The sequence below is a fragment of the Prevotella fusca JCM 17724 genome (genome assembly GCF_001262015.1).
Taxonomy (GTDB): Bacteria; Bacteroidota; Bacteroidia; order Bacteroidales; family Bacteroidaceae; genus Prevotella; species Prevotella fusca.
Window position 1 is genome coordinate 576,965 of record NZ_CP012074.1, and the last position, 26,886, is coordinate 603,850.

Consider the following 26,886-nt stretch of genomic DNA (forward strand, 5'->3'; position numbering starts at 1 on the left):
CCCAACACCCATCACCTCGTGTTCTGTGTATAGCCTCTCAGCAGGTTTACATCTCGTCTGATGCGGAACTCTTTGCCGTCAGCTCCTTTGGCAGTAACGTTGACAAAGTACGTTCCTTGTGCAACGTCTTTTCCTTTGTACTTGCCATCCCAGCCACCGGTAGGGTCGTCCCATTCGTATAGTTTCTGTCCCCAACGATTGAAGATGACAGCTTTAAACTCAACAATACTCTTATAGCCAGGCTTGGCACGATATATGTCATTGATGCCATCCCCGTTGGGAGAGAAAGCATTTGGCATCTGAAGACTGCTCTCGCTGATGGACAAACTGATGGCATTATAGCGTGTGGTATCACCATTGAGAATCTCATACAGCACCACTCTTGTGGTTCCTGCCTCCGTGAAAGTATATTCAGTATTTTTGTCGTAACGTATGAGATAGGCCGATCGTGGGTTACTTTGGTTAAAGAAATGCCACTCGTAATTTGTGGCAGAGTTGTTTGTAGCTGGTGGGTTGGCTGTAAAAGCTACCGTCAATGGAGCCGAACCGGCATAAGTTTCACCAGTAGCTATCGTGTTTGTTTCACCGTTTGCATCGGTATATTTACCTGTTGGCTGGCAGTTCTGTGCCTCTATTGCTATGGTAGACAGCATCGCCAGCATTACTGTAAGTATTCTGATTCGATTTTGTTTCATCCCTGTTGTTCGTTTTATACTTTCTGTAAATAGTACATTCGTGCAAATTTACATATTTTTTCTCATACAAACAAGCAAAAGTACTTACCAGTACAATATATGTAATATGAAGTAGTGTTTTTGCGTTTTTTTCATTCTAACTCCTTTTGGTTACAGAATTCTTTTGTATATTTGCACTTGTAATTTTATTTTGTTGCTGTTTGAAATCAAAAATAAGAGTATGAAAAATTATTTGAAATATCTTCTGTTATTCTTTGCTATGACTTTTAGTTGTAGCGTATTGGCACAAAGTATCCAGTGGCGTGACCAGCATAAAGTGAAGCGTAAGGAAACAATTTTTGGTATCGCAAAGAGTTATGGCGTAACGATACCACAGCTTCTGGATGCTAACCCTGTCATGAAGCAGTCGGGCTACGAATTGAAGAAAGGTGACATTATCTTTGTTCCTTATTCAAAGGAGGGCGACATTCTTCCTGATGGTTCTGTGAGGGGTAAGTCGGACAAGAAGTCTGCTTCAAAGACATCTGTTGCCCAAGCAGCCAAGGCTGTGAATGCAATCCGTGTTGGTGTGATGCTTCCTTTGCATAATCAGGATGGTGATGGAAAGCGTATGGTTGAGTATTATCGTGGTGTACTCTTGGCTCTCAATCAGTTGAAGAGTGAAGGGATAACAACAGACGTGCATGCCTGGAATGTGCCGAAGGGTGCTGATATTCGTACTACGTTACTTGAACCGAACGCATCGAAGTTAGATATTATCTTCGGTCCTCTTTATTCAGAACAGGTAAAACCATTGGCTGATTTCTGTCGTGCCAATGATATAAAGCTCGTCATTCCGTTCTCTATAACGGGCGATGAGGTTGAGACGAACCCTAATATATTCCAGGTTTATCAAACTGATGCTTCGCTCAACAACAAGGCGATTGCTTCTTTTCTGGAGCGTTTCCAAAGAACACACCACCCGGTGTTCATCAACTGCAAGGATCCAAATAGTCTGGTTGGTAATTTCACTGCAACTCTGAGGAAGCAGCTTGACCTACAGAAGATAAAGTATGATTTGACAAGCACCAAGTCTTCAGCGGCAGACTTTTCAAAGCACTTTGATGCCACCCGTCCTAATGTTGTGATTCTCAACTCGGAGAAGAGTCCACAACTCAATGAGGTGTTTGCCAAGCTGGAACAGATGAAGAAGTCACGTCCAGGCATAGCCATCAGTCTTTATGGTTACAACCAGTGGTTTGTTTATCAGGATTATGACCTTGACCAGTTCTTCAAGTATAATACCTATATTCCGTCCACCTATTATTATAATAAGTCTGCCGACAAGACGAAGGATTTGGAAGCAAAGTATATTGAACAGTATGACGAACCTATGTCAAAGCAGTATATTCCACGTATGGCAATTACAGGCTACGACCAGGCACAGTTCTTTGTACGTGGTTTGAAATTACATGGAAAGAACTTCACAGGTACTGCGTCAGAGGTGAAATACCGTCCGTTGCAGACACGTTATAACTTTGTTCGTGTAGGACAGGGCGGATATATCAATGACAACTTCCAGCTGGTTCACTTCAAGACAGACCAGACCATGGAGAACCTTGTCTACTAAGACAAGCGAAGGAGACCTTGTTTAAATGATGAAGAATATAATCTCTATAATATTATTCACTGTCCTGCTTGTGTTGCCGCATACTGCTGCTGCACAAGTGGGACAGCATCGTAACGACCTCTCTATAGGTGTGAATGGTGGTTATGTCCTTTCCAACGTAGGATTCAATCCGAGTGTAACACAGTCACTGCATGGTGGCATAAGTGGTGGATTGAGCGTGCGTTACGTGTGTGAGAGGTATTTCAATACCATCTGTTCAATTTATGGTGAGGTAAACTATGCCTCTGTCGGATGGAAAGAGAAGATTCTGACGGGTACTGACCAGCCGGTAATCAATTCCAATGGTTTGGCAGAGGAGTATTCACGCACGGTCAATTATGTTCAGATTCCTGTCTTTGCACATCTTGCATGGGGACGTGAACATGACGGATTCAGCTTTTTCTTCCAGACTGGTCCACAGATTGGAATCTATCTGAATGAGTCTACTTCTAAGAACTATGATACTCCAAATCTTGCAACTGACGGTACAGGACGAAGCAATGTCACCGTAGCACAGGAATCAATGCCAGTAGAGAAGAAACTTGATTATGGCATTGCAGCAGGTCTGGGCATGGAATACAGCAACCGCCGTGTAGGTCATTTCCTGCTTGAAGCCCGCTATTATTATGGGCTCGGTAATATCTATGGAAGTTCAAAGAAAGACTATTTTGGTAAGTCTAACTATGGTAATATAGTTGTCAAGGCTACCTATCTTTTTGATATAACCAAAACTAAATAAGATAAGCTATGTTTAAAAATCACCCAAAAGGATTGCTTCAAGCAGCCTTCAGTAACATGGGCGAACGCTTCGGTTACTACATTATGAATGCGGTTCTCGCATTATTCTTGTGTTCTAAGTTCGGTCTTTCAGATGAAACGTCAGGTCTGATTGCATCCCTTTTCTTGGCTGCAATCTATGTCATGAGCTTGGTAGGTGGTGTTATTGCTGACCGCACACAAAACTATCAGCGTACTATTGAAAGTGGTCTCGTCGTGATGGCACTGGGGTATGTGGCATTGTCTATCCCTGTTCTCGCTACACCTGAAAATAATTCCTATCTGCTTGCCTTCACTATCTTTGCTTTGGTATTGATTGCAGTTGGTAACGGCTTATTTAAAGGTAATTTACAGGCAATCGTCGGTCAGATGTATGATGATTTTGAGACTGAAGCGGCAAAAGTTTCACCCGAGCGTCTGAAATGGGCGCAGGGACAGCGTGATGCTGGTTTCCAGATTTTCTATGTCTTCATTAATTTGGGTGCATTGGCTGCTCCATTCATAGCTCCTGTATTGCGTAGCTGGTGGCTGGGACGCAATGGTCTGACTTATGATGCAGCTTTACCACAGCTTTGCCATAAGTATATCAATGGTACTATTGGTGACAATCTCAGTAATTTGCAGGAACTTGCAACCAAGGTGGGTGGTAATGCTGCTGATTTAGCATCATTCTGTCCTCATTATCTTGATGTGTTCAATACTGGTGTTCATTATAGCTTTATTGCCAGTGTTGTTACCATGCTCATCTCTCTTGTTATCTTCATGAGCTCAAAGAAACTCTTCCCAATGCCAGGCAAGAAGGAGCAGATAGTCAATGTTGAGTATACCGAGGATGAGAAGGCGTCAATGGCAAAGGAGATTAAACAGCGTATGTATGCTCTTTTTGCTGTATTGGGTATCAGTGTATTCTTTTGGTTCTCATTTCATCAGAATGGTCAGAGCCTTTCTTTCTTCGCACGCGACTTCGTCAATACGGATTCTGTAGCACCGGAGATATGGCAGGCGGTTAACCCGTTCTTTGTAATCTCTCTTACTCCATTGATTATGTGGGTCTTTGCCTATTTCACCAAGAAAGGTAAGCCTATTTCCACACCTCGTAAGATAGCCTACGGTATGGGTATCGCAGGCTTTGCCTATCTCTTCTTAATGGTATTTTCACTGGTTCATAATTATCCTTCAGCTGAGCAGTTTACTTCTCTTGAGCCTGCTGTCCGTGCAACGATGAAGGCTGGTCCGATGATTCTTATCCTCACTTACTTCTTCCTCACCGTTGCTGAGTTGTTTATCTCTCCACTGGGTCTGAGTTTTGTAAGTAAGGTTGCTCCTAAGAATCTTCAGGGACTTTGTCAGGGATTGTGGTTAGGTGCTACAGCTGTTGGTAATGGCTTCCTTTGGATTGGTCCATTGATGTATAACAAGTGGTCAATTTGGACTTGTTGGCTTGTTTTTGCCATCGTATGTGTCATTTCTATGGCTGTTATGTTCGGTATGGTGAAGTGGCTGGAGCGTGTAACGAAGTCTTAACGTGAAATAATTATCTCAATAAGGGATTTACAGCTAATTAATTCTGAATATTTCGGGCATTGTCGATTAATCAATTGAATCCTGACGGGTTTATTAAATATTTGAGTCAATGCTATTAAGAAAGGGGATGTGTCATAACTTATATAGTTGACACATCCCCTTGTTTTGTCCTTATTTTTCAAACGCTCAAATTCAATAGATGCTCAATAGCACTTCAATTAACCCTTAATTGGAGTTCAAAAGATGCCCTTTTGAGGTCTTACTAACGCCCTTTTGACGTCTAACTAAGCACCTTTTCTTGCATGTCTTTATAATAGTTTGATTCATAGATGATTACAAAACAAGGAAAAAAGGCTTTTAAAGCCAGTTTTTGAGCATGGGTGGCAGTGAAATGTGTAAATATATTTCACAGTTTAAGATGGGCTTTTCCACCAATTCGTTAATAGGATAGTTAATCCTATGGTTGGAATATGACACAGTTCATTAGATGTACAGTTGGAGTACTCCGTGAAAGCTCATTGCATTGCTTCAGAAGCTCTATGCAATATAATGGCTACATACTTTATCTATTTTAGCTTTTCAATTAAGTACTTACCCGTCAGACTCTCCTTGCAGCGAGCCACTTCCTCTGGTGTTGCAGCAATTATGAGATGTCCCCCCTTGTCGCCACCGTCGGGACCAAGGTCGATGACGTGGTCGGCACACTTAATGACATCGAGGTTATGTTCAATGACCAGTATACTATGTCCACGGTCAATAAGCGCGTTGAAAGCGTGAAGCAGACGCTGGATGTCGTGGAAATGCAGACCCGTTGTCGGCTCGTCAAAGATGAAGAGTGTTGGTTCCTGCTGTTCCTGTCCGATGAAGTAGGCAAGTTTTACGCGCTGGTTTTCACCGCCGGAGAGGGTTGAGGAACTTTGTCCGAGCTTGATGTAGCCCAGCCCGACATCCTCCAAAGGCTTCAGTCTGTTGACGATTGCCTTGCGCTTATGCTCGCTGAAGAACTGGATTGCCTCTGATACGGTCATGTTCAGTACGTCATTGATATTCTTTCCTTGGAACTGCACGTCAAGGATCTCACGCTTGAAGCGTTGTCCGTGACATTCCTCGCATTCCAGAACAAGGTCTGCCATGAACTGCATCTCCACCGTGATGACACCTGCACCCTTACATTCCTCGCAGCGTCCGCCATCGGTATTGAACGAGAAGTATTGCGGTGTGAAGCCCATCTGTTTTGAGAGTTGCTGCTCCGCAAAGAGCTTTCTTATTTCGTCGTATGCCTTTACGTATGTTGCAGGGTTCGAGCGTGTACTCTTGCCGATAGGGTTCTGGTCTACAAACTCTACGTGTTTTATCTGTTTCCAGTCGCCACTGATGGATGAGTATTCGCCTGGTGTTTCGGCAACCTCGTCCAGGTGACGCTTGAGGGCAGGGTAGAGGATTCCCTTTACGAGGGAGGACTTGCCGCTACCGCTGACTCCCGTCACCACAGTAAGGACGTTCAGGGGAAACTTCACGTCTACTCCCTTGAGATTGTTCATGCGTGCGCCCTTCAGTTCTATTGCCATGTTCCAGGGACGACGACTTACAGGTGTGTCGATAACCTCTGTTCCTGTGAGGTACTTGATGGTGTATGAATGTGGGTACTGTTCCAGTAGTTTCTTTGAAACAGCATTTTTTTTATCCTTGATGGCTCCTTCTATCCGCTTTATATCAGATACTTTACCTTCAAATACAATCTCTCCACCGAGTCGTCCGGCATCTGGTCCGACGTCAATCAGATAATCGGCAGCACACATAATCTCCTCATCGTGCTCCACGACAACCACTGTGTTTCCCAGTGCCTGAAGTTCCTTCAGCACGTGAATGAGGCGGTCGGTATCCCGACTGTGCAAGCCAATGGAAGGCTCGTCAAGTATGTAGAGTGAACCGACGAGGGAAGAACCGAGGGAAGTTGTGAGGTTGATGCGCTGACTCTCACCACCACTGAGCGAGTTCGACTGGCGGTTAAGGGTGAGATAGCCCAGTCCTACATCCAGAAGGAACTGCAGACGGCTCTTTATTTCGGTCATCAGTCGTTTGCTTACCTCCTGCTCATGCTCCGTTAGTTCCAGCCTGTCGAACCATTCCTTGAGATTAATGACTGGCATATCAACAAGGTCGGTGATAGCCATACCGCCTATCTTCACCCATGTTGCCTCCTTTTTCAGCTTCGTGCCGTGGCAGTCTGGACATACCGTCTTACCACGATAGCGGCTGAGCATGACACGGTATTGAATCTTGTACTGGTTTTCCTTTACCATCTGGAAGAAGGTGTCGATACAGATGCGCTCGTGTATATCTTTCTTCCTTTCGCTGGGCAGTCCCTTCCAAAGGCATTCTTTCTCGGTCTTTGTCAGTTCAAAATAAGGTTTGAAGATGGGAAAGTTATCTTTTGCAGCACGTCGGCAGAATTCGTCTTTCCATGTAGCCATCTTATCACCGTGCCAACACTGTACGCATCCATCATAGACAGAAAGAGAGGAATCGGGGATAACCAGTTTCTCGTCAATTCCAATGATGCGTCCGAATCCTTCACAGGTAGGGCAGGCACCGAGGGGGGAATTGAACGAAAACATATTGTCATTAGGTTCTTCAAAACGCATTCCGTCAGCTTCAAAGCGTGTTGAGAAGTCGTAGGTGAGTTTGGCTGGAAGAATCATCAATTGCATGTTGCCGTCGCCTTCATAGAAGGCTGTCTCACAGGAGTCGGTGAGGCGTGTCAGTGTGTCTTTGGAACTGTCAACCGACAGACGGTCAATGACGAGATAGATGTTCTTCGCCTGGTCTTCAGCAGTGCCTTTACTGTCATCGTCGGCTGGGTTCTGTGCAAGCCAGTCTTCTATGCGGATGAAGTCATTGTCCACATAGATGCGGGCATATCCTTCCTGCATTTCCATCTCAAGTTGGTTCTGTATGCTTCGTCCTTCGACAATGTGGAGCGGCGCAAGAATACAGAACTTTGTGCCTTCCGAGTACGTCATCACCTTCTCAATGACGTCTTCAACGGAGTGATGTTTCACTTCTTCGCCAGATACAGGGCTGAAAGTGCGCCCTATGCGAGCATAGAGAAGGCGGAGATATTCATATATTTCGGTAGAAGTGCCCACTGTCGAGCGTGGATTACGTGAGATAACCTTCTGCTCGATGGCAATGGCCGGAGGAAGCCCTTTGATGAAATCTACCTCAGGTTTTGACATTCTGCCTAAGAACTGACGGGCATAAGCCGAAAGACTCTCCACATATCGGCGTTGTCCTTCAGCATAGAGTGTGTCAAAAGCAAGCGATGATTTGCCAGAACCCGATACGCCGGTAATGGCAATGAATTGACCTTGAGGGATTTTTACATCAATATTCTTCAGGTTGTTCACCTTGGCACCTTTTACCTCAATATATTTGTTCATACTTTTCAACTTAATTCTATAATTTATCCTTACAGACTCTTAAAAGAGTTTTAGAGGAATAATGGTAATCTGCAAAATTACAAAAAAACTTTGGTTCTTTCTGATATTTACTTTATATTTGCAGGCAATATTTATTTTTTAAAGAACACAATTATGAGAGTTAAGAAATTATTGGTTATCGCTTTGATAGCCTTCCCTATGATGGGTATGGCACAGAGTTCATACGAGCAGATTGGTGAGTCTGCAAACAGTACACAGTTTGAGAACAAGAGGGTTAATCCAGCTTACCAGCGATGGTTGAGCCAGTACGAAGAGTGTGGTCGTAGAATCAACGAGGTATCTGAGCAGTATCAGCGTGAGGTGGACAAGCGGGGTTATCCAAAAAAGAAGACCGTGAAGGCAAAGATGGAATTGGTAAGCCTGTATATTGACCTCTTGATACAGGAACGTGACTCGCCAGAGTTGAATCAGAATCTTGATATTGATAAAGTTAACAGCAAGATTAGTATGTGGCAGAGTCAGCTTGATGGTCTGGCAGCTTTGTTGAAGAAGATTTAACCAGATGTTATTATCTTATATTGTTGTCCGATAAAACTAAAACAGCATGTTTCACTATATGGAGTCTAAATTTAACAGATAGTATCGTTTTGTCTATGAAATAGTAAGTTGCATAATCAAATGTCTTTTACTTGCTTTGGTAGTACAACTCTTTTCTAACTAAAAGTTGTTCCCATCCCGGCAACATGTTGTAAGGTATTCAGTACTCAACACCATTGGTGTTTACCAATAACACCATATGTGTTTACCAATGGCACCATATGTGATGGGCAAGAGCACATTGGTTGAAAACGGCAAGAGAAGTTCATTGTGGTCTTAATATATTGTGTAATAAGACACTATAGACTAAGTGGTGGGTGTGGAGTATTTATCGGACAGCACTGATTATAATGCGAGAAGAGCTGTATCTGTTCGCAGATACAGCTCTTCTTTTGGTTATCTTACTGCTCTTTTCCATCGGTATTCAGCAGTATTTTCTTTTTTCCAATCCTCGCCTCGAAGTAGGGAGGTTCGTCTCTTAATGAGATACCGTCATAGATGAATGGTGCGACGACAGTGTCCTTTCCGTCAGGAAGTATCAATCCGAGCTTGCCATCCAGCTGTGCTATGAGCGGCATTGTCCGCAGGTCGTCCACGTAGACATAGCATGTGCGCAGGAACTCATATTTAGGTTCAACGAGTGTACGCCCTCTGTGGTCGAGGATGCCGAACTTACCCTTGCGCTCTATCACCTCATGATACTGGATATAAATCTCACGGATAAGGTTCAGGTATCTTACCATCTTGCGCTTGTCGTTGACCAGTGTGACGAGATATTCAAAGGTGTCAGAGTAGTTGGCCATTGCGCGAGCTAATACAATCTTCATGTCCAATCCCTTGATAGCCTTGCGGTTCAGGTCGATGTATCGTGCAATAGCAGTTTCCTTTTCCTTCATAGGCAGGTCTTTCAGATGTTCCTCAAAGCGTAGCATCTGTTGCTTGCTACCGTGCATAGCCTTGATATATCTGTGTATCTGTCGTCCCATCTCCATGCAGACGAAATGGCGAATCTGCTGTTCCTCTATCGGGTCAGCGTATTCCTGGTTGAAGTTATCTTGCGTAATCATGGGCTTTGTCTTTTATTGTTTTTGCCAAAGTTACTGACTTTTCGTTGTTCTACCAAGAATTTACATGACTTTTTTAGTCCCGTTTCCTTACCTCTTTCCCTAAAGGAAGAGCTTGCAATGAGTTGTTTGTGGTGTCTTGCGCAGTAAGGTGGCGGGAATAGCAGTGTAGTAGAGGTTATATCTATGATTTTTAGAGCGTTATAGCGAAATGTCTTTCTCCTCTCGAGTGGAGTAAAGAGGGATTTAGAAATTCAGCTCCACATTCTTGCCAAATGGTGCAAGTGATAGTCCTGCCATCTTGAAGTGCTGTTTGGCAAAAGGGATTCCGATGATTGTGATAGTGAGGAGAATGCCGAATAAGATGTGATTGAGACATGCCCACAATCCACCGAAGATAATCCAGATGATATTGAGTGGAACTGTGATGCAGCCAGAAAGACTTTCACCTTTCTTTACTTCAGCTCCGAAAGGCCACAGGCACAACAGACCGAGCTTGAATGTCTGTAGGGCGGCAGGTATGCCGATGATGGTTATGGCAAGTGCCAAACTGCCGGTGAAGTAACCAATGGCAGCTTCCAAGCCGCCGAATATCCACCAGATGATATTTCCAAGAATACGCATGATTTATTTGTTGATGTATAGACTGTGTGTCTGTTTGAAAGTTTACGAGTTAAGTTTCTGATATATTCTCAGCATGCAAGCAGTATCTGATTCGTCCTTGTCCTGTGGGTGTTTTTGTCTGCTTATTGCTTGTGATGATGTAGCCAATGCTTTGGAAGATTCTTGCTGTATATCAATGCCTGATAACTACATTGCCAGTGTTTGGTGACAAATCATCCTTTCTTTGGAATCCTTCTTCTGAATCCGAAACTTTGGTTGCTTCTGTCTATATTGTTTCTGTGATTTCTTCCAGTGTTTTCCGTTTCTTCTCATTTATAGGACAATCGTCGGCAATGTGTCCGATTGGTATGATGGCGACGGGCTCATAACCTGTATGTGGAAAGGTTTCCTTCAGTTTGGCAACATTGAAGTTGCATACCCAGCAGCTTCCTAAACCACGTTCTGTTGCAGCCAGACAGAGATGCTCTGTAGCAATGGCAACATCAATATCACCATGTTGTTTACCGTCTTCCTGCCGTATCCAGTTTGTTTCAGGCTCTCGCAGGCAGATGAAATAAAGCGGTGCCGACTTGAACCATTCACGGTTGTAGCATTCCTGTAGTTGCTTGCGAGCCTCTTCTGACTTTACAACGAGGAACTTCCACGGCTGTCTGTTGACAGCTGATGGTGCCATACGTGTTACCTCGAGGATATAGTTCAAGTCTTCTTCTGAGACAGGCTCATCAGTATATTTGCGTGCGGAAAATCGCTTTTGGGATAATTCTAAGATGGTCATGATGTGGAAATGGGGAAGTTGCTTTAACCCTTTAGGGAAGGAAAGGATGGGTGTCGGTATGTGAGAGTGGTGGTGATAAGTTGTGATAGGCGATGATAGGGTTGTAGCCCGGTGAGATGTGGAGGGGCTGTCTTGTAGCGGGATGCTTACAGCAGTTCCTCCTTATAATACAGTATCGCTTTGATGGCAATCTGTTCAGCCTCTTCGATGGTACAGTTCAGTCTGCCACCTGATGCGTCAGCATGTCCGCCACCATTGAAGAACTTTGCTGCCATAGGCTGACAGTGAAAACCATTGCAGGAACGAAGACTCACCAATACGGTCTTCGGTTTCTCGGTATCTTCACGTAGTGAGATACTCAGCTTGAGTCCTTTGATCTGCTGCGGAATGTTCACAAGTCCCTCCATGTCACCTTTAATGAAATGGAATTGTGCCATCTCTTCCTTTGTTACCGTATAGTAGGAAGCGTGCAATTCCTCGATGATTTTCATCTTGTTGAGAATAATATGTGCACGCAGGCGGAGAGCATTGGTTGAGTAATTATGGAACACACGGTTATAAATCTCATCCTTGTCAATACCCTTTGTCAGAAGCAGTCCGATAATATAAAATATCTCTGGGCGTGAAGAATTATAGGTGAAACCGCCTGTGTCAGTCATCATACCGCAATAAATGCAGGATGCACACTGCCTTGTCATCTTGTCGAACCCGTCTAATTGGTTGATTAGCCGGAAGACAATCTCACATGTGCTTGACATTTCTGGATGTGAAACCGTCAAAGCATTGTCTGTTTTAGGCTCTAAGTGATGGTCAATAAGCAGGCGAGGGGCTTTGGAAGCCTCAAGTACCTCCTGCATGGCTTCCACTCGTGAGCTTTGGTTGAAGTCGAGGCAGCATACGAGGTCGGCTTCCCTGAAAGCCTTTTCAACCTCCTTGGGGCGTCTGTCGTAGCGGATAACAGAATTATGACCAGGTAGCCAATGCAGGAAATCGGGTGTGGCGTCAGGCATACATACTTTAATATTCGTCTTGCCAATCTGACTCAGATAGTGCATCCATGCCAGTGACGAACCTGTAGCATCACCGTCTGGCGACTTATGGGCGCAGATTACGATGTTTGTTGCATTAGAGAGGAGTGTGCGTAGTGTCGCAATTTCTTCCTGGCTCAGTAGGTTTAATTCCATTATAGCTATAAGCGTTGATAGGGGGATAGGACTGCTATGCCCATCGTGTAGATATGAGATATAAGTGAAAAGCCCTGCCCGTATATCCGTCTTATACCTTAATATATAAAGAGGTATGTGCGGAGAAGCTATGCGGGCAGGGCTAAATGTCAGAATAATTTGGCTGGATAAGTACCTTCGTCAACCAGTGACTGAATCTTGTCAACTACGCTCTGACGGTCGGCAGCATAAGTAACACCAAACCATTTGCTGGTAGTATCGAGTACTTTTACGGTAGATGTGCCATCGTTGATGAGCTTGTTAACCATCAATGGGATGAAATATTCAGACTTTTTGTTCTCCATATTCTTCGGGTCAGAGAGGAACTCCTTGAAGTAAGCCTCGCTGTAATCGAAGTAGTCCGGTGTGAAGCCCCATACGTTCATGGACACTGGTGTGTTCTCATCGACAGCAACCCACTCGCCATTCTCGTCTTTGTACTTGATTTCACCTTCGCGGCGTTCAATCTCTGTGCGCTCAACAACAGTTGTCAGGTTGCCTTCTGCGTCTGTAGAGCAGATGCCACGGGCAACGGTACCATTCTCGCTCAGCGTGTTTCCTACACGGAAACCAACCATTGCATACTTGTCTGTTGCGCCTTCTGGGAGATCAGCAAGGAACTTGCCGATTACCTTGAAGCAATCGCGGTTGTAGAAGTCATCACAGTTGATGACACAGAAAGGTTCCTTGATGACATCCTTTGCCATCAGTACAGCATGATTGGTACCCCATGGCTTCTCACGACCTTCCGGTACAGAGAAACCTTCTGGCAGTGCATCAATGCTCTGGAAAACAAGTTCTGCAGGGATATGACCCTCATACTTTGACAGGACCTGGCTGCGGAACTGCTCCTCGAAGTCCTTGCGGATAACAAAGACAATCTTGCCGAATCCAGCCTGAATAGCGTCATAGATAGAGTAGTCCATGATGGTTTCACCGTTTGGACCCAGTTCGTCGAGCTGCTTCAACCCGCCGTAGCGGCTTCCCATACCTGCCGCAAGAAGTAATAATGTAGGTTTCATTTTTGTTTTAATATTGTTAAACTTTATGATTATTCTGATTGCAAAGGTAACAAAAAGATGGGATATTTTGCTATTTTGAGTTATGAATTATGAGGTTCATCCGACATTTGGAGTGATAACCAATGAATGATACTCAAATTTTGAGATAAAAATCTCTTCATAACCTTCTCATTAATAAATGGATTTAGACTAAATGAAGTGAATTTATAAGTTATAGTAACTCCTGCACTACTAATTAGCACATTATGATTATAATTCTCCGTATATAAAGGGTTTAACATATATGAGCAATGGTGTAAGTAGTTGATTATTAATAACTAATTATTATCACTCCAAATTCCGGAAGACCCAATTATGAGAGTTGAGCTTGAAGTTAGTCGGAATTTAGCAACAAATGAACTGGTGTTTTAGAATGGTCTGGGATTCTTCGGGCAGCCTGTACTGTTGTTCCCGACAGGTTGTCAGGGATGTTCAAATGAAGTTGTTAATATCTGATAAAGAATAACAGAATCTCTGCAAGTCTTTGCTTATCAGAAAAACAGGTACATTCAGCCAGTGGTGGGGCTTAACTTTTTTATATCGAACAGCAACCTTTAAAATCGCTTTTCATCATAAGACAAGGATTATGTGTCCATAAAAATACTCCAATAATCCTTTCAGTCATATCTTTTCTTACAATGATTTGAAGAGAGAACTTTGCTTGTGTCAAGTTCGGGTTGTTCATCATCACTGTCCCTCAATAGTAACCATTCATCATCAATCATCCATCACTTTGTAATGTTTTTTTTATCCCCGGAAAGCGTATAGGTGCTTAATAGCATTCCAATTAAGCCTTACTTGCTGTCCAATAGATGCCCTTTTGAGCTCTAATAGATGCCCTTTTGAAGCCTAATTAAGTACCTTTTCTTTTGCTGTTTTGTAATCAGCTGATTGTCTGTTAGTTATCCGTTTGTTTAAAAAGACTGTTTTATCTCTTTTTTAAGTGGTGACGAAAGCTGTATGTGTAAATATTTTTCAGCAGTTAGTCGCAACTTATTCTATCTTGCAAAACGCTGTTTTTTGCAAATGCGGTTAAGATTGAATGAAGTCAAGGACTTTATTTTGGTTGAGTCTATGCACGGTTTAAAAGGCTTGTGGAGAAAAACGATATTGTGATTGAAGATAAGCTGAAGCATAAGCAGAGATGATAGAATGGTGTTTGTCATGTCCAAGATAAAGTAGTATGTGGCTGTTTCAGATAGTATTTGCACAGTATCTGAGCCAAAAGGCTACGTGTGTGAACAGCATGAATCTTATCCATGGAGACAGGAAAGATTATCGTAAACAGATAAATTTAACAGTAATATCACATTCTTTAGATGATTTGTAAATATCATATTATCATGTAGTTATCAAGTGATTGAAACTTGTTTGAAAGAATTAAGCCTTTGAAAAGTGCCTAAAAAAAGACAGAAAAGTTTGGTCAGTTCACAAAAAAGTAATACCTTTGCACTCGCAAAAACGAAATGAGCACCCTTAGCTCAGTTGGTAGAGCAACTGACTCTTAATCAGTGGGTCTAGGGTTCGAGTCCCTAAGGGTGTACAAGAATAGATTTCTGCCCCAGGTCTTTTCGTTTAGCATGCACCCTTAGCTCAGTTGGTAGAGCAACTGACTCTTAATCAGTGGGTCTAGGGTTCGAGTCCCTAAGGGTGTACAAAAAGGATTTCCAAGACTGGAAATCCTTTTCTATTTTTACTACTTTTCTTGTCCTGTCTGCTGCATAATCCAATTATTTTATGTAAGTTTGCATATTATGACGAAAGAACACCTTAAAGTATATATCGCATTCCTGCTTCTTGCTGTTACCTCTGCTGTGTGGGCTGGTAAAGGAAGTGTGGGGCTTGCTGACTATCCTGAAGGGAAGTGTTATATGTTCCGGCTAATGCTGAAAGATAAGAACGGAACTCCCTTTTCGCTGAATAAACCGGAATATTTCCTGTCAAAAGCATCCATTCTTCGCCGTCAACGTCAGGGCTTGAAGCTCGATTCTACGGATCTTCCGGTGTCGCCCGACTATCTCCAACGAATCAGAAAAGAAGGCGGTAAGATAGTAGCTGTGAGCAAGTGGAATAATTCTGTGCTTGTCCGTGGTGATAATCGGCAGACGCTGGAAGACTTGAAGATACTGCCATTTGTCACCGACTGTAAGCTGGTGTTTACTTCTCCGGATTCAATCCGCCTGTCATCACAACGTGCACGTTATCGTTCTGATTTGCAGATTCTTGATTCTACTGTGCATGACTATTATGGTATGGGTAAGGAACAAATCGAGAATGTGAACGGCAGAAAGCTGCATAACCTTGGCTTTATGGGGCAGGGAATGACTATTGCTGTGCTGGACGCTGGTTTCATGAATGTGGATAAGATGCCTGCTTTCAAGAATGTGAACATACGTGGTACACGCAATTTTGTTGCAGGATATGACGATGATGTCTTTAAAGAGATGGATCATGGCACCAAGACGCTGTCTACTATCGCAATGAATCAGCCCGCCGTTTTTGTGGGTACAGCTCCAAAAGCAGCTTTCTGGCTGTTGCGTACGGAGGAGTATGCTACGGAGAGCTCGGCTGAAGAAGACTTCTGGATTGCAGCTGTTGAGTTTGCTGATTCGGTAGGTGTGGACGTTATCAGCTCTTCCTTGGGTTACCACGGCTTTGACGATAAGTCCTTGAACTATCATTATTCTGATCTGGACGGTTGGACAGCTCCCATATCGAAGGCTGCTTCCCGCCTGGCAGGCAAGGGAATGATTCTTGTCAATAGTGCAGGTAATGATGGCATGGGAGCATGGAAGAAGATTAATGTTCCGGCTGATGCCTGTGACATCCTCACTGTCGGGGCAGTGACTCCTGATAGCTTGAATGCCCCTTTTTCGTCAATTGGTCCTACGGCTGATGGACGTGTAAAGCCTGACGTGATGGGTTATGGCTGTCCGACGAATGTGGTATCAGGCAGGGGATACATTACTCCTGATACTGGAACATCATTTTCCTGTCCGCTCGTTGCGGGCATGGTGGCTTGTTTATGGCAGGCATTTCCACATAAATCAGCGTTGGAGATTATAGAACTTGTACGGCGGGCAGGGAATAATCATAGTAAGCCCGACAATATCATGGGGTATGGTATTCCTGACTTCTGGTCAGCATATCAGTATGCCAGTTCTAACAGACAGGAATGATTTGTTATAATAAGATTTCAGAAAGATGACCAAAGCACTTTCGCTTTATGAACTGAACAGTCTGGTGGCAGATGTTATAAACACTACCATGGCACGTTCTTACTGGGTTGAAGCTGAACTGTCTGAAGCTCGTGAGAACCGTGGTCACTGTTATATGGAACTGATTGAGAAGAACCAAGGAAGTAATGTTCCTGTGGCTCGTGCTTCAGCCAAGTGCTGGAGCAATGTGTGGTCGGTCATCATGCCTTACTTTATGCGTGTTACCGGGCAGCAGATTCATGCAGGTATGAAGGTAATGTTACAGGTCCATGCCCAGTTTCATCCCCAATATGGCTTCTCATGGATAGTAGATGATATTAACCCGGAGTTCACGATGGGTGATATGATCCGCAAACGGCAGGAGATTATACGACAGTTGAAGGCGGAAGGAGTGTTTGAGCTGCAGAAAGAACTTTGCCTTCCGATGTTTTGTCAGCGTATCGCTGTTATCTCCTCAGAGACGGCTGCTGGCTATGGTGACTTCAGTAATCAGTTGGAAACAAACGAGTATGGACTCTGGTTTCATGTAGAACTGTTCTCTGCTGTGATGCAGGGAGACCGAGTGGAACAAAGTATTATAGAAGCATTGAATATGATTAACAGCCGTGAGGATGAGTTTGATTGCGTTGTTATTATCCGAGGAGGTGGAGCAACGGCTGACCTCAGCGGCTTTGACACACTCGCCCTGGCTGAGAACGTGGCGAACTTTCCATTGCCGATTATAACTGGTATCGGGCATGAACGTGACGAGAGCGTGCTGGATATGGTTTCGTTTCTGTGTGTTAAGACACCGACTGCGGCGGCGGCTTATCTCATTGACCAACTTGCTACAACGCTTATGAGAGTTGAGAATGCACAAACTGCGATTATCGAAGGGGTCAGAAGAAAGTTGGAAGTAGAGCAGATGCGTATCCGACATATTGGCACGCATATTCCAGTATTGTTCTCAGTTGTCCGCACAAAGCAGGAAGCTCGGCTCGATGGCTTGTCCCAGCGTCTTGTTGGGAGAATGACAGAGAGTCTGAGTCAGTCTCAGTTCTATCTTAATACGTTGAGACAACGGATGTTGCCAGCAGTACAACGCCATCTTTCCGATGAGTCTCACAAGCTCGATATGCTTGAACAAAGAGCACGGTTGCTCGACCCTTCTCTGCTTCTGAAGCGTGGTTACAGTATTACGTTATACAACGGTAAGACCGTTCGCAGTGCAGAGGAATTAAAGGAAGGTGCTCTGATTACTACGAGATTTGAAACTGGAGAGATTGAAAGTAAGGTGGAACGATTGAAGAAGATGTCCTGAAACACATGGTGACAATAGCGGTTATGGATAATATAAGCCATTCTTTTTTCAAAGAAAACGACATATACAGCTTTTATTCGCAACCCCTAAGCATCTCCATAAACTCTTTAAAATAAGAACAATGAAAGAAATGAAATACGAAGAAGCTGTCCGTCAGCTGGAAACCATCGTCGATAAGATGGAACGTGGTGAACTTGATGTTGACTCTATGGCTGCACAACTGAAGCAGGCACAGGAACTTGTGAAGCTCTGCAAACAGAAGCTAAAGCATACAGACGATGAGATTCAGAAGCTGTTGGGCGACCAATAGTCTCCTGTTTCTATTGTTGAAAGTAATATGTTGTTAATAAATTAAGCAATTGGTTGCATCGTATGATATTTTTGTTTACTTTTGTACATCATTGTCATGAATAATATATTTAATACGCAATAATATGAAGAATATAGATTGGTCGAGCTTAACATTTGGCTATATGCCAACTGATTATAACGTTCGCTGCTACTATCGTAATGGCAAGTGGGGTGAGGTAGAAGTATGTTCAGATGAGTATCTGAAGCTGCACATGGCAGCTACTTGTCTGCACTATGGACAAGAGGCTTTTGAAGGTTTGAAGGCTTATCGTTGCCCAGACGGGAAGGTGCGTGTCTTCCGTGTGGAAGAAAATGCTGCACGCATGCAGCAGACAAGCCGTGGCATAGTAATGCCTGAGGTGCCTACAGAGCTGTTTGTTGAGATGGTCAAGAAGGTTGTTCGCCTTAATCAAGAGTATATCCCACCTTATGAGAGCGGTGCTTCGCTCTATATCCGTCCGCTGTTGATTGGAACATCTGCCCAGGTTGGTGTCCGTCCCGCTGCGGAGTATTGCTTCCTGATCTTCGTCACCCCTGTTGGACCTTACTTCAAGGGTGGTTTCAGTACCAATCCTTATGTCATCATAAGGGATTTTGACCGTGCTGCCCCATTGGGCACAGGTATGTATAAGGTGGGTGGAAACTATGCCGCATCATTGAGAGCTAACCGTCGTGCACATGAACAAGGCTATGCTTCAGAGTTCTATCTTGATGCAAAGGAGAAGAAGTATGTAGATGAATGTGGTGCTGCCAACTTTTTCGGCATTAAAAACGATACCTATATCACACCGAAGTCTACTTCAATCCTTCCCTCTATTACGAACAAGAGTCTGATGCAGATTGCTGAAGACCTTGGTATGAAGGTTGAGCGTCGTCCTGTTTCTGAGGATGAACTGGACAGCTTTGAAGAGGCAGGTGCTTGTGGCACGGCTGCTGTTATCTCTCCGATATCACATCTTGATGATATGGACACTGGTAAGGTCTATAACTTCGGTGATAAGCCGGGACCTTGGTCAACCAGGCTTTATGAGACACTGCGTGGCATCCAGTATGGCACGGTAGAGGACAAGCATGGCTGGATAACGGTTGTAATCGAGTAGTCTTGGGCAAACAATAAGTTTTAATATATGGAGAGCGTGTAAACGCTGCTGTAGCCATATAATACATATCAGGAGTTACATCAAAAACTGGGATTGCCTTAGGCAACAGCTTTGATGCAACTCCTTTTTGTTTTTGGGAGATAATATTTGAATAAGTTTACGCTGATAGAAAATATTTCTTGATCATTACTGTCTGATAAAACTTAAATACCATACGCTCCAATGCGGAATCTATATTCAAATAGATAGCATCGTGTTGTCTTTGGAGAAGTAAGCCCCCTGGTCAAATAAGGTTTGTTTACTTTTGGTAGTATAACTCTTTTCCGACTATAAGTTGCTTCCATCCTTGCAACATATTGCAACGTATTTAGCCCTCAACACCATTGGTGTTTACCAACAACACCATGCGTGATGGGTAACAGCACATCGACAGGAAAAGATAAGAGAGGTTTTTAATTGTCATCAGTAAATTATAGTAAGTTGCCAATGACTAACTTGTATAGAAAAAGACTTATCGGATACCAATACTTCTTCATGATGATTGATAAGGAGATATTTGTGTGTGTTTTATTTGGAATAATAACAATAAATTGGTAAATTTGTAGTCGGAATTATTATTGGTGACTAACGTGTAAAGTGTTTAATTGCTAATTTAAAAAGAAAGAAAATGAATATAACAAAGAAGATGCAGGATGCGTTTAATGCGCAGATAGCAGCAGAAATGTGGTCGTCAAATCTCTACTTACAGATGGCATACTGGTTCCGCAAGGAAGGCTGGAAGGGCTTCTCAAGCTGGATGTACAAGCAGGCAGAGGAGGAGAGGCAGCACGCAATGGACATGGCTCAGTTCGTTCTCCATCGTGGTGGTGAGGTCCTTCTTACCAGTATTGATGCTGTCAAGACCAGCTGGACGGATGCCAAGGAGGCTTTCGTTGACACACTGGCACATGAGCAGAAGGTCACAGAGCTTATCAATCAGTTGGCAGACGTTGCTGATGAGGAGAAGGACCGTGCATCACAGAACTTCATTGCAAAGTACATAGACGAGCAGGTTGAGGAGGAAAGAAACGTTCAGGACATTCTGGATTCTTTCTCTCACTTGTCATTCCATGCTGTTGCACATATTGACAGCAAGCTCGAGCAGCGCCAGTAATATTGAAAGGATATAACAGAAAAAGTGTCAAAGCAAGCAGCTTTGACACTTTTTTTATGCTTTCTATCCTTAGTAACTATGGAAGTCTAAGAAGAATAGACGGTTGTTTTATATGGTTTTGAAAGATTCTAACGCTTGTTCTTGATTAAGTCTTTATTCAGATGGGTGACAAAAATCTGCTGACCACCTTTGCTGAAAACAATTTTATACATACCACCTGTTTTCTCCTTGCATTCGTAGGTATAAGCGAATTGATTGATAATCCAGCATGTGTCATGTTGTGCAGCAAGGTCGATTGACTGATAGAACTCCTTGCTGGGAATGGTGTCAAGAAGCAGTGTGGCTGTGTAGTTACCGCTTGCAACAGTCTCTTCATCAGCTGCTAAACTGACAGAGTCGGGTATGAAAGGAGTCGCCTTCGCTACTTTGTATTTTGGAAAACGAATGGAGGTTATGCTTCGCAGGTCGATGGTAAGTTTTCCATTCTCCATCATCGGTGCAAACTCCTTGGCTGCAACAGTGTCGCCATTGTCACTTCCTTCGATAGGTTTACTTTGATGACAGGATGCAATCGTAATGATTACGAGTGCAATGGCAAAGATAATGGATGCTATTATTCTTGAAAGATTCTTTTTCTTTTCCATTGTTTATTTCTTCTTATCGGTTGAAGGTTTCAGTTTCTCCAATCTTTTCCGGGCTGTCGGGTTGTCAGGATAAAGTGCAACGGCTTTCTCGTAGTTGGCGATAGCCGCCTCAAACATCTCTTCCCGTTCACATTCTTTGCCCATCATGACATACTCTACTGAAAGTCTCTTGAGAAATTCATTCCGTTCAGCTTGTTGTTTCCGAAGCTCTTTGTTCTCGTTGCGTAGCTGGTTGATGATATTCAGTTTCCGTCTGATAAACCGCTTGACAGCAGGTCGTTCGATATCATAACGGCTGTGAATGGCAAGGAAGAAGTTGCGCAGGAAAGCATCGAAGTCGCCTGCGTTGAAAGCACGTGTGGCATCGTAATACTCCTTGTCAGCCTTGCTTTGCTTGAGAGCTGTTGATATGATATTATGGTCGTTATAGTGTCTGGCAAACTGTGTCACTTCACTTCTGACGAATACTTCATTACGGCGAAGTGGTTCCTTGAGTGTGATACCTTCAAGACTCGTGCAGCGTGAGAGGGCAACGTATGCCTGTCCGCCTGCAAAGACACCGCCCGTGAAGTCGATATTTACGTTTTTGAATGTGAGTCCTTGACTCTTATGTACTGTGATTGCCCACGCCAGTTTGATGGGAAATTGCACATAAGTACCAATCTGCTCTTCTTCAATCTTCTGTTCAGCTTCATTGAAGCGATAGCGCACATTCTCCCACATTTCGCGTTGCACCTGCAGGTCATAGCCGTCTTCAGTGTGTACATAGAGGATGCCTGCCTCCTCATCAATGCCGATGATAATGCCTAAAGTTCCGTTTACCCATTGTTTCTCAATGTCATTCTTAATGAACATAATATGTGCTCCCACCTTGAGATTCAGCTCGATAGGGGTAGGGAGACTGCTCTCGGGGAACTCCCCTTTGATTTCGCCTAAGAACATCACCGGGTCACCATTGAGGTTGTCAAGCCCTTGGTTGTTAATCCAGTCTACTGTATCCCGCTTCGTTGATAAGGTGATCGTGAAATTCCCTTCAGGCTTGTTGGCATCTTCCAATCGTGCGCCGACACATGCATTGATGAGGTTGAAATCAGTGTCAGAAACCTGATTGGTGCGTATATGGTCAAGAATGGAGATAAAAGAAGGGTCGTTCTGTCGATAAACCTTGTTCAGCTCTATGCTTACAAGCGGGTAATCCTGAAACACCTTTGCATCAAAGAAATAACTGCTTGCATAATAAGGTTGCAGTAATCGACGGTCCTCTTCCTTTAGTACTGGTTCCAGCTGATATATGTCGCCCACCAGCAGGAGCTGTTTTCCGCCGAATGGTTCACGCATATTGCGATTGTAGATGCGTAGGACTTTGTCGATGAAGTCAATGATGTCAGCTCTGACCATACTGATTTCATCAATGATAATAAGCTCTACCTCGCGCAGAAGTTTACACTTGTCACCATTGTATTTCATCGTACTGCGCAGGTTTCGTGCAGAGTATCGTTTGTCATTGGGGACAAGCGGATAGAAAGGAAGTTTGAAGAAACTGTGCAGCGTACTGCCGCCTGCATTGATGGCTGCAATACCTGTCGGTGCGAGAATAACATGTTTCTTCTTTGTTGTCGCAGAGATATAGCGTAGGAATGTGGACTTTCCTGTTCCTGCCTTGCCCGTCAGAAACAGGGAATTATGGGTGAACTGGATAATCTGGAGTGCTTTCTGCAACTCCGGGTTATCCAGGTCTATTCCATTTATGTCTATGTTTGCTTTCTTCTCTGACATTGAGTTTGGGGCTTGTTAGTCCCTCAATAGTTTATGATTATGCTTCCTTCCGATTCGGTATTTATAATCCAAAGTTCCCAAGTATACTTACGGAAAAAGTGTCATGCTTAAAACTTAGCTTGGAGCCTGTAGTCAATTTGTTTTTCGACAGTAGCTTTCTCGCTTGTTCTCATTGTCTGGTAATTGGATTACCAACGTCTGGTCATTGTATTGCCAGCGGTTGGTAATCTTTCAATTACTTTGAATCTTTACTTTAAATCTCCATGTCTTCAGTACGTGGTCTCTTTGCCTTCTTTATGATCTGCTGTGATTCGTTACCGGAGTTGTTGCCCTGTCGTTCTGGTGCAGGTTGCGGCATTGGCTCTAACATGAAGCCGCCCTCATTCCCTCCTTCATTTCCTTCCACAGGTTCTTCCTCATCATCCTGGTGAAGTCCGTGTCCTGTTGAAAGACCTTGCAGTGAATCTGGCACTTGACGACGAGTCACCGTAGGCTGGCAACCATACATTGACGGGTCTATATCTTCGTCTGGATCCAACTGCCATTTGGCATGATACTTCTGGAAAGCCTTGTCGCGCATCAGACTATAGATAAAGTTTCCACAGATAGGCAATGCTGTCTTTGAGCCTTGACCTAAAGCACCTGTGCGGAAGTGGATGGAGCGGTATTCACCGCCCACCCATGCGCCTACAACGAGGTTGGGACTGACAGCCATGAACCATGCGTCAGAGTGGTTGTTACTTGTTCCCGTCTTGCCACCCCAGTCAGTGTCGCTGAGGGTGTATTGGCGCAGTGCCTGACTTGTGCCGCCGGCTTCATTCACACCGGCTTTCAGCATCTCCTGCATGAGGAAAGCAGTCTTGTAAGGTAATGCTTTCTCGTGGTCTTTTGGTGCAATGTACACTTCGTTTCCATCCTTGTCCAAGATATGTGTTACAACAACTGGCACATGGTATTCACCGTCATTTGCAACTGTACTGTAGGCATTTACCATCTCCAGGAGGTTAACATCGCTGGAGCCGAGTGCCAAGGAAGGTTCTTCATCCATTGGACTCTTGATACCCATGTCCTGTGCTGTACGGATAATATTCTTTATACCCATCTCCTGTCCTAAGCGGACTGCAACGGAGTTGATACTACGAGCAAATGCACTCTTCAACGTGATAGAGTCATTGGAGAACCTGCCATTGGCATTGTGTGGTGTCCATGTCTTCATCTGTCCCGTCTTCTTGTCGGGAACCTGCATGCTTATATACTCGTCACGGCGTTTGTCACATGGAGTAAGTCCCTGGTTGAAAGCCTCTGAATAAACAAAGAGCTTGAATGTTGAACCTGGCTGACGCTGTGCTACAACCTTGTCATACTTCCATGTCTTAAAGTCGATGTCGCCCACCCAAGCACGTACAGCACCGGTCTGCGGCTCCATCGCAACCATTGCACAGTGCATGAACTTCACCATGTATCGGATAGAATCCATTGATGACATCTCTTTTTCTATCTGTCCTTTCTGATAGTCAAAGAGCTTTACCTTGTGTGGTTTGTTGATATAGTACAGAACGCTGTCGGGCTGGTTAGGAAACTTCTGCAGTAGTTTCTTATAGAAAGGCTGTCGCTCGGCTATACTCTCAATGAAGCCGGGAATCTCATTACCTTTTGCATCACGCCAAGGCTGTTGACCACGCCAGTGGTTGTCGAACGAACGCTGTACCTTTTCCATCTGCTTGGTTGCAGCCTGTTCGGCATACTTCTGCATACGGGTGTCAATGGTAGTGTAAATCTTCAGACCGCTGCTATAGAGGTCGTAGCCATTTTCCTTCATCCATTCCTTGAAGTAATCGGAGATGTACTCACGGAAATATTGTGCCTGCCCGTCATAGTTTTCCTCAACGTGTACATCCAGTTTCAACGGAAGCTGAGAGTATGCCGTGTATTCGTTGCGGGGCAGTACGTTGTGCGTAACCATGTTGTATAACACGGTGTTACGGCGTCGGATAGAATTCTTTGGATGCAGAATTGGGTTGTAATAGGTCGTTGCTTTCAGCATACCTACCAATGTTGCAGCCTGGTCAACAGTCAGCTTTGAAGGGTTGGTGTTGAAATAAGTCTTGGCAGCTGTCTTCACTCCAAAAGAGTTGTTGCCAAAATCAACGGTGTTGGCATACATCGTCAGAATCTCTTTTTTGGAATAGATGAGTTCTAACTTTACAGCAATAATCCATTCCTTGCTCTTCATAATGAGCATGCGCAAGCCTGGAACGTGTCCTAAAAGACCAGAGGAATACTGCGTGCGGACACGAAACATATTCTTTGCCAACTGCTGTGTGATGGTTGAAGCTCCACGTCCGCCACCACGGGTCACAGCATCCTTGATTGCACCACCTATGCCCATGAAATCAATTCCATGGTGGCTGTAAAATCGTTCATCCTCTGTGCTGATAAGTGCATTCCAAAAAGCAGAATCTACCTCTTCGTATTTTACAGGTGTACGGTTCTCTTTATAGAATCTACCGATAAGCACGGAATCAGCACTATAGATTTCTGATGCAGCGTAAGTTGGTGGAGTCTTGATTTCAATAAAGCCTGGCGATTTACCAAACAACCAGAGGAAATTGATGTCGACCATACCCAAATATAGGAAGATGGCGACAAAGAAAGACACAATTCCCACTGCTACTTTTGTGTACCAGGCACGACCTTTATAGAGATTAGCATACCAGGGGAAGAAATGAATAATCCCACGGATGATACTCCTAATAAACTTAAAGAATTTCTTTACCATTGATTGACAATCTTCGTGTTGATAATTCTCCTTGTTAGAATTTGCTCTAAACAATCTTTATAAGAAGGCATACTACCTTTATACAAAGGTACTTATTTACTTGTATTCGATAATGTTGTATGGATATAATTTAAGATTTCTTCAACGTTGTCGGGGCTGAACCATCGGAAAGCTACATCTTTTTTGTACCATGTGAGCTGTTTCCGGGCGTATCGCCGTGTGTTACTCTGTATCTTGAATATAGCTTTGTCGAGTGTGGTAAGTCCGTCAAGGTACTCAAAAAGTTCCTTATATCCTACAGTGTTGAGAGAGTTCAACTCACGTTTTGGGTAGACGTGTAGTGCTTCCTCTATCATTCCTTGGTCTATCATCTGTAGGACACGCTGGTTGATTCGGCTGTATAATTCTTCCCGGTCACGGTTCAATCCTATCTTGATGATGTTGAACGGGCGTTTCTTTACGGTATTTGAACGGAAAGAAGTGTATGTTTTTCCTGTCTGTATACAAATCTCAAGCGCATGGATAACACGTCGTTGATTGTTCCTGTCAACTGTTTCCCAGTGCTCTGGGTCAAGTTTTCGTAACAGCTTGCACATCTCTTCCAGCCCTTCTGTTTCCAACCGTTGCATCATTTTTTCCCGTATCTCGGGCAGGATGGTCGGTATGTCGTCAATGCCTTTGCACACAGCATCAATGTACATCATTGAACCACCAGACAGTAATGCGATAGGGGAGTGCTGGGCATTAATAATCTTCAGCACATCCTGTTCATACAGACTTGCTGAATAGTAATCTTCCAAATGGTGGCTGCCAACGAAATAGTGTTGCACACGTTGCTGCTGCTCTGCGGTCGGTGCAGCCGTCCCTATGGGAATCTCTGAGAAAATCTGACGGGAGTCAGCATTGATGACAGGCACACCAAAGTGTTCGGCGATATGGAGAGTAGCCTCTGTTTTGCCAACTCCTGTTGGACCAGTGATGACAATTAAAGTTTTGTCTTGCAAGCTGATGTGGAATGATAAAAAACCTTTTTAAGCTCCTTGAACCAATAGATTGTAACCTAAGGGATGTTATTTGCCGAAGAAAGAATTGGTAGGAGCTGTTAAAAGGATGACAGGTAATTATAGATGTGAT

Annotated in this window: 20 protein-coding genes and 2 tRNA genes; 11 read left to right on the forward strand and 11 right to left on the reverse strand. The window is 43.9% G+C overall.

Annotated features, from left to right (window positions below):
• Positions 1–11: 11 nt before the first annotated feature.
• Positions 12–695, reverse strand: a complete 684-nt coding sequence (locus ADJ77_RS02295) for a gliding motility-associated C-terminal domain-containing protein (protein WP_025079013.1) — start codon at positions 693–695, stop codon at positions 12–14.
• Positions 696–915: 220 nt separating this feature from the next.
• Between ADJ77_RS02295 and ADJ77_RS02300 the strand changes: the two genes are divergently transcribed.
• From ADJ77_RS02300 to ADJ77_RS02310, 3 genes are read left to right on the forward strand one after another with little or no spacing between them, the layout of a single operon-like run.
• The gene (locus ADJ77_RS02300; RefSeq protein WP_025079014.1) at positions 916–2,304 is read left to right on the forward strand and encodes an amino acid ABC transporter substrate-binding protein; all 1,389 of its coding nucleotides are present in this window, start codon (positions 916–918) and stop codon (positions 2,302–2,304) included.
• A 28-nt stretch (positions 2,305–2,332) separates the two neighbouring features.
• Positions 2,333–3,082, forward strand: a complete 750-nt coding sequence (locus ADJ77_RS02305; protein ID WP_025079015.1) for a porin family protein — start codon at positions 2,333–2,335, stop codon at positions 3,080–3,082.
• 8 nt (positions 3,083–3,090) lie between these two features.
• On the forward strand, positions 3,091–4,644 hold the full coding sequence (locus ADJ77_RS02310; RefSeq protein ID WP_025079016.1) for a peptide MFS transporter: 1,554 nt from the start codon (positions 3,091–3,093) through the stop codon (positions 4,642–4,644).
• 566 nt (positions 4,645–5,210) lie between these two features.
• Here the strand turns inward: ADJ77_RS02310 and uvrA are convergent.
• On the reverse strand, positions 5,211–8,087 hold the full coding sequence (gene uvrA, locus ADJ77_RS02315) for an excinuclease ABC subunit UvrA (RefSeq protein ID WP_050695985.1): 2,877 nt from the start codon (positions 8,085–8,087) through the stop codon (positions 5,211–5,213).
• Positions 8,088–8,240: 153 nt separating this feature from the next.
• Between uvrA and ADJ77_RS02320 the strand changes: the two genes are divergently transcribed.
• Complete coding sequence (locus tag ADJ77_RS02320; RefSeq protein ID WP_025079017.1) at positions 8,241–8,645, forward strand: hypothetical protein; 405 nt, start codon at positions 8,241–8,243, stop codon at positions 8,643–8,645.
• 440 nt (positions 8,646–9,085) lie between these two features.
• On the opposite strand, the gene ADJ77_RS02325 is transcribed toward ADJ77_RS02320, so the two are convergent.
• The 5 genes from ADJ77_RS02325 to ADJ77_RS02345 form a co-directional block, all read right to left on the reverse strand.
• Entirely contained in the window at positions 9,086–9,751 is a 666-nt protein-coding gene (locus ADJ77_RS02325) for a hypothetical protein (RefSeq protein WP_025079018.1), read from the reverse strand.
• A 243-nt stretch (positions 9,752–9,994) separates the two neighbouring features.
• Positions 9,995–10,372: a YccF domain-containing protein gene (locus tag ADJ77_RS02330; protein ID WP_025079019.1), complete on the reverse strand. Its 378-nt coding sequence runs from the start codon at positions 10,370–10,372 to the stop codon at positions 9,995–9,997.
• 265 nt (positions 10,373–10,637) lie between these two features.
• Positions 10,638–11,147, reverse strand: coding sequence for a nitroreductase family protein (locus tag ADJ77_RS02335; protein WP_025079020.1), 510 nt, complete (start codon positions 11,145–11,147; stop codon positions 10,638–10,640).
• Between the two features lie 146 nt (positions 11,148–11,293).
• Positions 11,294–12,331 carry a DHH family phosphoesterase gene (locus tag ADJ77_RS02340; protein ID WP_025079021.1) on the reverse strand — a complete coding sequence of 346 codons (1,038 nt, stop codon included), beginning with the start codon at positions 12,329–12,331 and terminating at the stop codon, positions 11,294–11,296.
• 149 nt (positions 12,332–12,480) lie between these two features.
• Complete coding sequence (locus ADJ77_RS02345) at positions 12,481–13,392, reverse strand: sugar phosphate nucleotidyltransferase (RefSeq protein ID WP_025079022.1); 912 nt, start codon at positions 13,390–13,392, stop codon at positions 12,481–12,483.
• 1,509 nt (positions 13,393–14,901) lie between these two features.
• On the opposite strand from ADJ77_RS02345, the gene ADJ77_RS02350 reads away from it, so the two are divergent.
• From ADJ77_RS02350 to ADJ77_RS02380, 7 genes are all read left to right on the forward strand, one after another.
• A tRNA-Lys gene (locus ADJ77_RS02350) sits at positions 14,902–14,974 on the forward strand.
• A 39-nt stretch (positions 14,975–15,013) separates the two neighbouring features.
• Positions 15,014–15,086, forward strand: a tRNA-Lys gene (locus ADJ77_RS02355).
• 99 nt (positions 15,087–15,185) lie between these two features.
• Positions 15,186–16,610: a S8 family peptidase gene (locus ADJ77_RS02360; protein WP_025078776.1), complete on the forward strand. Its 1,425-nt coding sequence runs from the start codon at positions 15,186–15,188 to the stop codon at positions 16,608–16,610.
• A 25-nt stretch (positions 16,611–16,635) separates the two neighbouring features.
• A complete protein-coding gene (gene xseA, locus ADJ77_RS02365) occupies positions 16,636–17,949 on the forward strand; it encodes an exodeoxyribonuclease VII large subunit (protein ID WP_050695986.1) in 1,314 nt (437 codons plus the stop codon).
• Positions 17,950–18,070: 121 nt separating this feature from the next.
• A complete protein-coding gene (gene xseB / locus ADJ77_RS02370) occupies positions 18,071–18,259 on the forward strand; it encodes an exodeoxyribonuclease VII small subunit (RefSeq protein WP_025078775.1) in 189 nt (62 codons plus the stop codon).
• A 124-nt stretch (positions 18,260–18,383) separates the two neighbouring features.
• Positions 18,384–19,400, forward strand: coding sequence for a branched-chain amino acid aminotransferase (locus ADJ77_RS02375; RefSeq protein WP_025078774.1), 1,017 nt, complete (start codon positions 18,384–18,386; stop codon positions 19,398–19,400).
• A 667-nt stretch (positions 19,401–20,067) separates the two neighbouring features.
• Positions 20,068–20,553 carry a ferritin gene (locus ADJ77_RS02380; RefSeq protein ID WP_025078773.1) on the forward strand — a complete coding sequence of 162 codons (486 nt, stop codon included), beginning with the start codon at positions 20,068–20,070 and terminating at the stop codon, positions 20,551–20,553.
• 128 nt (positions 20,554–20,681) lie between these two features.
• Here the strand turns inward: ADJ77_RS02380 and ADJ77_RS02385 are convergent, their stop codons facing one another.
• The 4 genes from ADJ77_RS02385 to miaA all read right to left on the reverse strand — a co-directional run bounded on the left by ADJ77_RS02385 (position 20,682) and on the right by miaA (position 26,756).
• On the reverse strand, positions 20,682–21,197 hold the full coding sequence (locus ADJ77_RS02385; RefSeq protein ID WP_042741034.1) for a hypothetical protein: 516 nt from the start codon (positions 21,195–21,197) through the stop codon (positions 20,682–20,684).
• A gap of 3 nt (positions 21,198–21,200) precedes the next feature.
• A complete protein-coding gene (locus ADJ77_RS02390) occupies positions 21,201–22,973 on the reverse strand; it encodes an AAA family ATPase (protein ID WP_025078772.1) in 1,773 nt (590 codons plus the stop codon).
• A 253-nt stretch (positions 22,974–23,226) separates the two neighbouring features.
• Entirely contained in the window at positions 23,227–25,752 is a 2,526-nt protein-coding gene (locus ADJ77_RS02395; protein WP_025078771.1) for a transglycosylase domain-containing protein, read from the reverse strand.
• Between the two features lie 92 nt (positions 25,753–25,844).
• Complete coding sequence (gene miaA, locus ADJ77_RS02400) at positions 25,845–26,756, reverse strand: tRNA (adenosine(37)-N6)-dimethylallyltransferase MiaA (protein WP_050695987.1); 912 nt, start codon at positions 26,754–26,756, stop codon at positions 25,845–25,847.
• Positions 26,757–26,886 lie beyond the last annotated feature (130 nt).

Bases quoted from the DNA above. Each gene is read 5' to 3' on its own strand.
- ADJ77_RS02295 (WP_025079013.1), bottom strand. From the start codon at position 695: ATGAAACAAAATCGAATCAGAATACTTACAGTAATGCTGGCGATGCTG.
- ADJ77_RS02300 (WP_025079014.1), top strand. From the start codon at position 916: ATGAAAAATTATTTGAAATATCTTCTGTTATTCTTTGCTATGACTTTT.
- ADJ77_RS02305 (WP_025079015.1), top strand. From the start codon at position 2,333: ATGAAGAATATAATCTCTATAATATTATTCACTGTCCTGCTTGTGTTG.
- ADJ77_RS02310 (WP_025079016.1), top strand. From the start codon at position 3,091: ATGTTTAAAAATCACCCAAAAGGATTGCTTCAAGCAGCCTTCAGTAAC.
- uvrA (WP_050695985.1), bottom strand. From the start codon at position 8,087: ATGAACAAATATATTGAGGTAAAAGGTGCCAAGGTGAACAACCTGAAG.
- ADJ77_RS02320 (WP_025079017.1), top strand. From the start codon at position 8,241: ATGAGAGTTAAGAAATTATTGGTTATCGCTTTGATAGCCTTCCCTATG.
- ADJ77_RS02325 (WP_025079018.1), bottom strand. From the start codon at position 9,751: ATGATTACGCAAGATAACTTCAACCAGGAATACGCTGACCCGATAGAG.
- ADJ77_RS02330 (WP_025079019.1), bottom strand. From the start codon at position 10,372: ATGCGTATTCTTGGAAATATCATCTGGTGGATATTCGGCGGCTTGGAA.
- ADJ77_RS02335 (WP_025079020.1), bottom strand. From the start codon at position 11,147: ATGACCATCTTAGAATTATCCCAAAAGCGATTTTCCGCACGCAAATAT.
- ADJ77_RS02340 (WP_025079021.1), bottom strand. From the start codon at position 12,331: ATGGAATTAAACCTACTGAGCCAGGAAGAAATTGCGACACTACGCACA.
- ADJ77_RS02345 (WP_025079022.1), bottom strand. From the start codon at position 13,392: ATGAAACCTACATTATTACTTCTTGCGGCAGGTATGGGAAGCCGCTAC.
- ADJ77_RS02360 (WP_025078776.1), top strand. From the start codon at position 15,186: ATGACGAAAGAACACCTTAAAGTATATATCGCATTCCTGCTTCTTGCT.
- xseA (WP_050695986.1), top strand. From the start codon at position 16,636: ATGACCAAAGCACTTTCGCTTTATGAACTGAACAGTCTGGTGGCAGAT.
- xseB (WP_025078775.1), top strand. From the start codon at position 18,071: ATGAAAGAAATGAAATACGAAGAAGCTGTCCGTCAGCTGGAAACCATC.
- ADJ77_RS02375 (WP_025078774.1), top strand. From the start codon at position 18,384: ATGAAGAATATAGATTGGTCGAGCTTAACATTTGGCTATATGCCAACT.
- ADJ77_RS02380 (WP_025078773.1), top strand. From the start codon at position 20,068: ATGAATATAACAAAGAAGATGCAGGATGCGTTTAATGCGCAGATAGCA.
- ADJ77_RS02385 (WP_042741034.1), bottom strand. From the start codon at position 21,197: ATGGAAAAGAAAAAGAATCTTTCAAGAATAATAGCATCCATTATCTTT.
- ADJ77_RS02390 (WP_025078772.1), bottom strand. From the start codon at position 22,973: ATGTCAGAGAAGAAAGCAAACATAGACATAAATGGAATAGACCTGGAT.
- ADJ77_RS02395 (WP_025078771.1), bottom strand. From the start codon at position 25,752: ATGGTAAAGAAATTCTTTAAGTTTATTAGGAGTATCATCCGTGGGATT.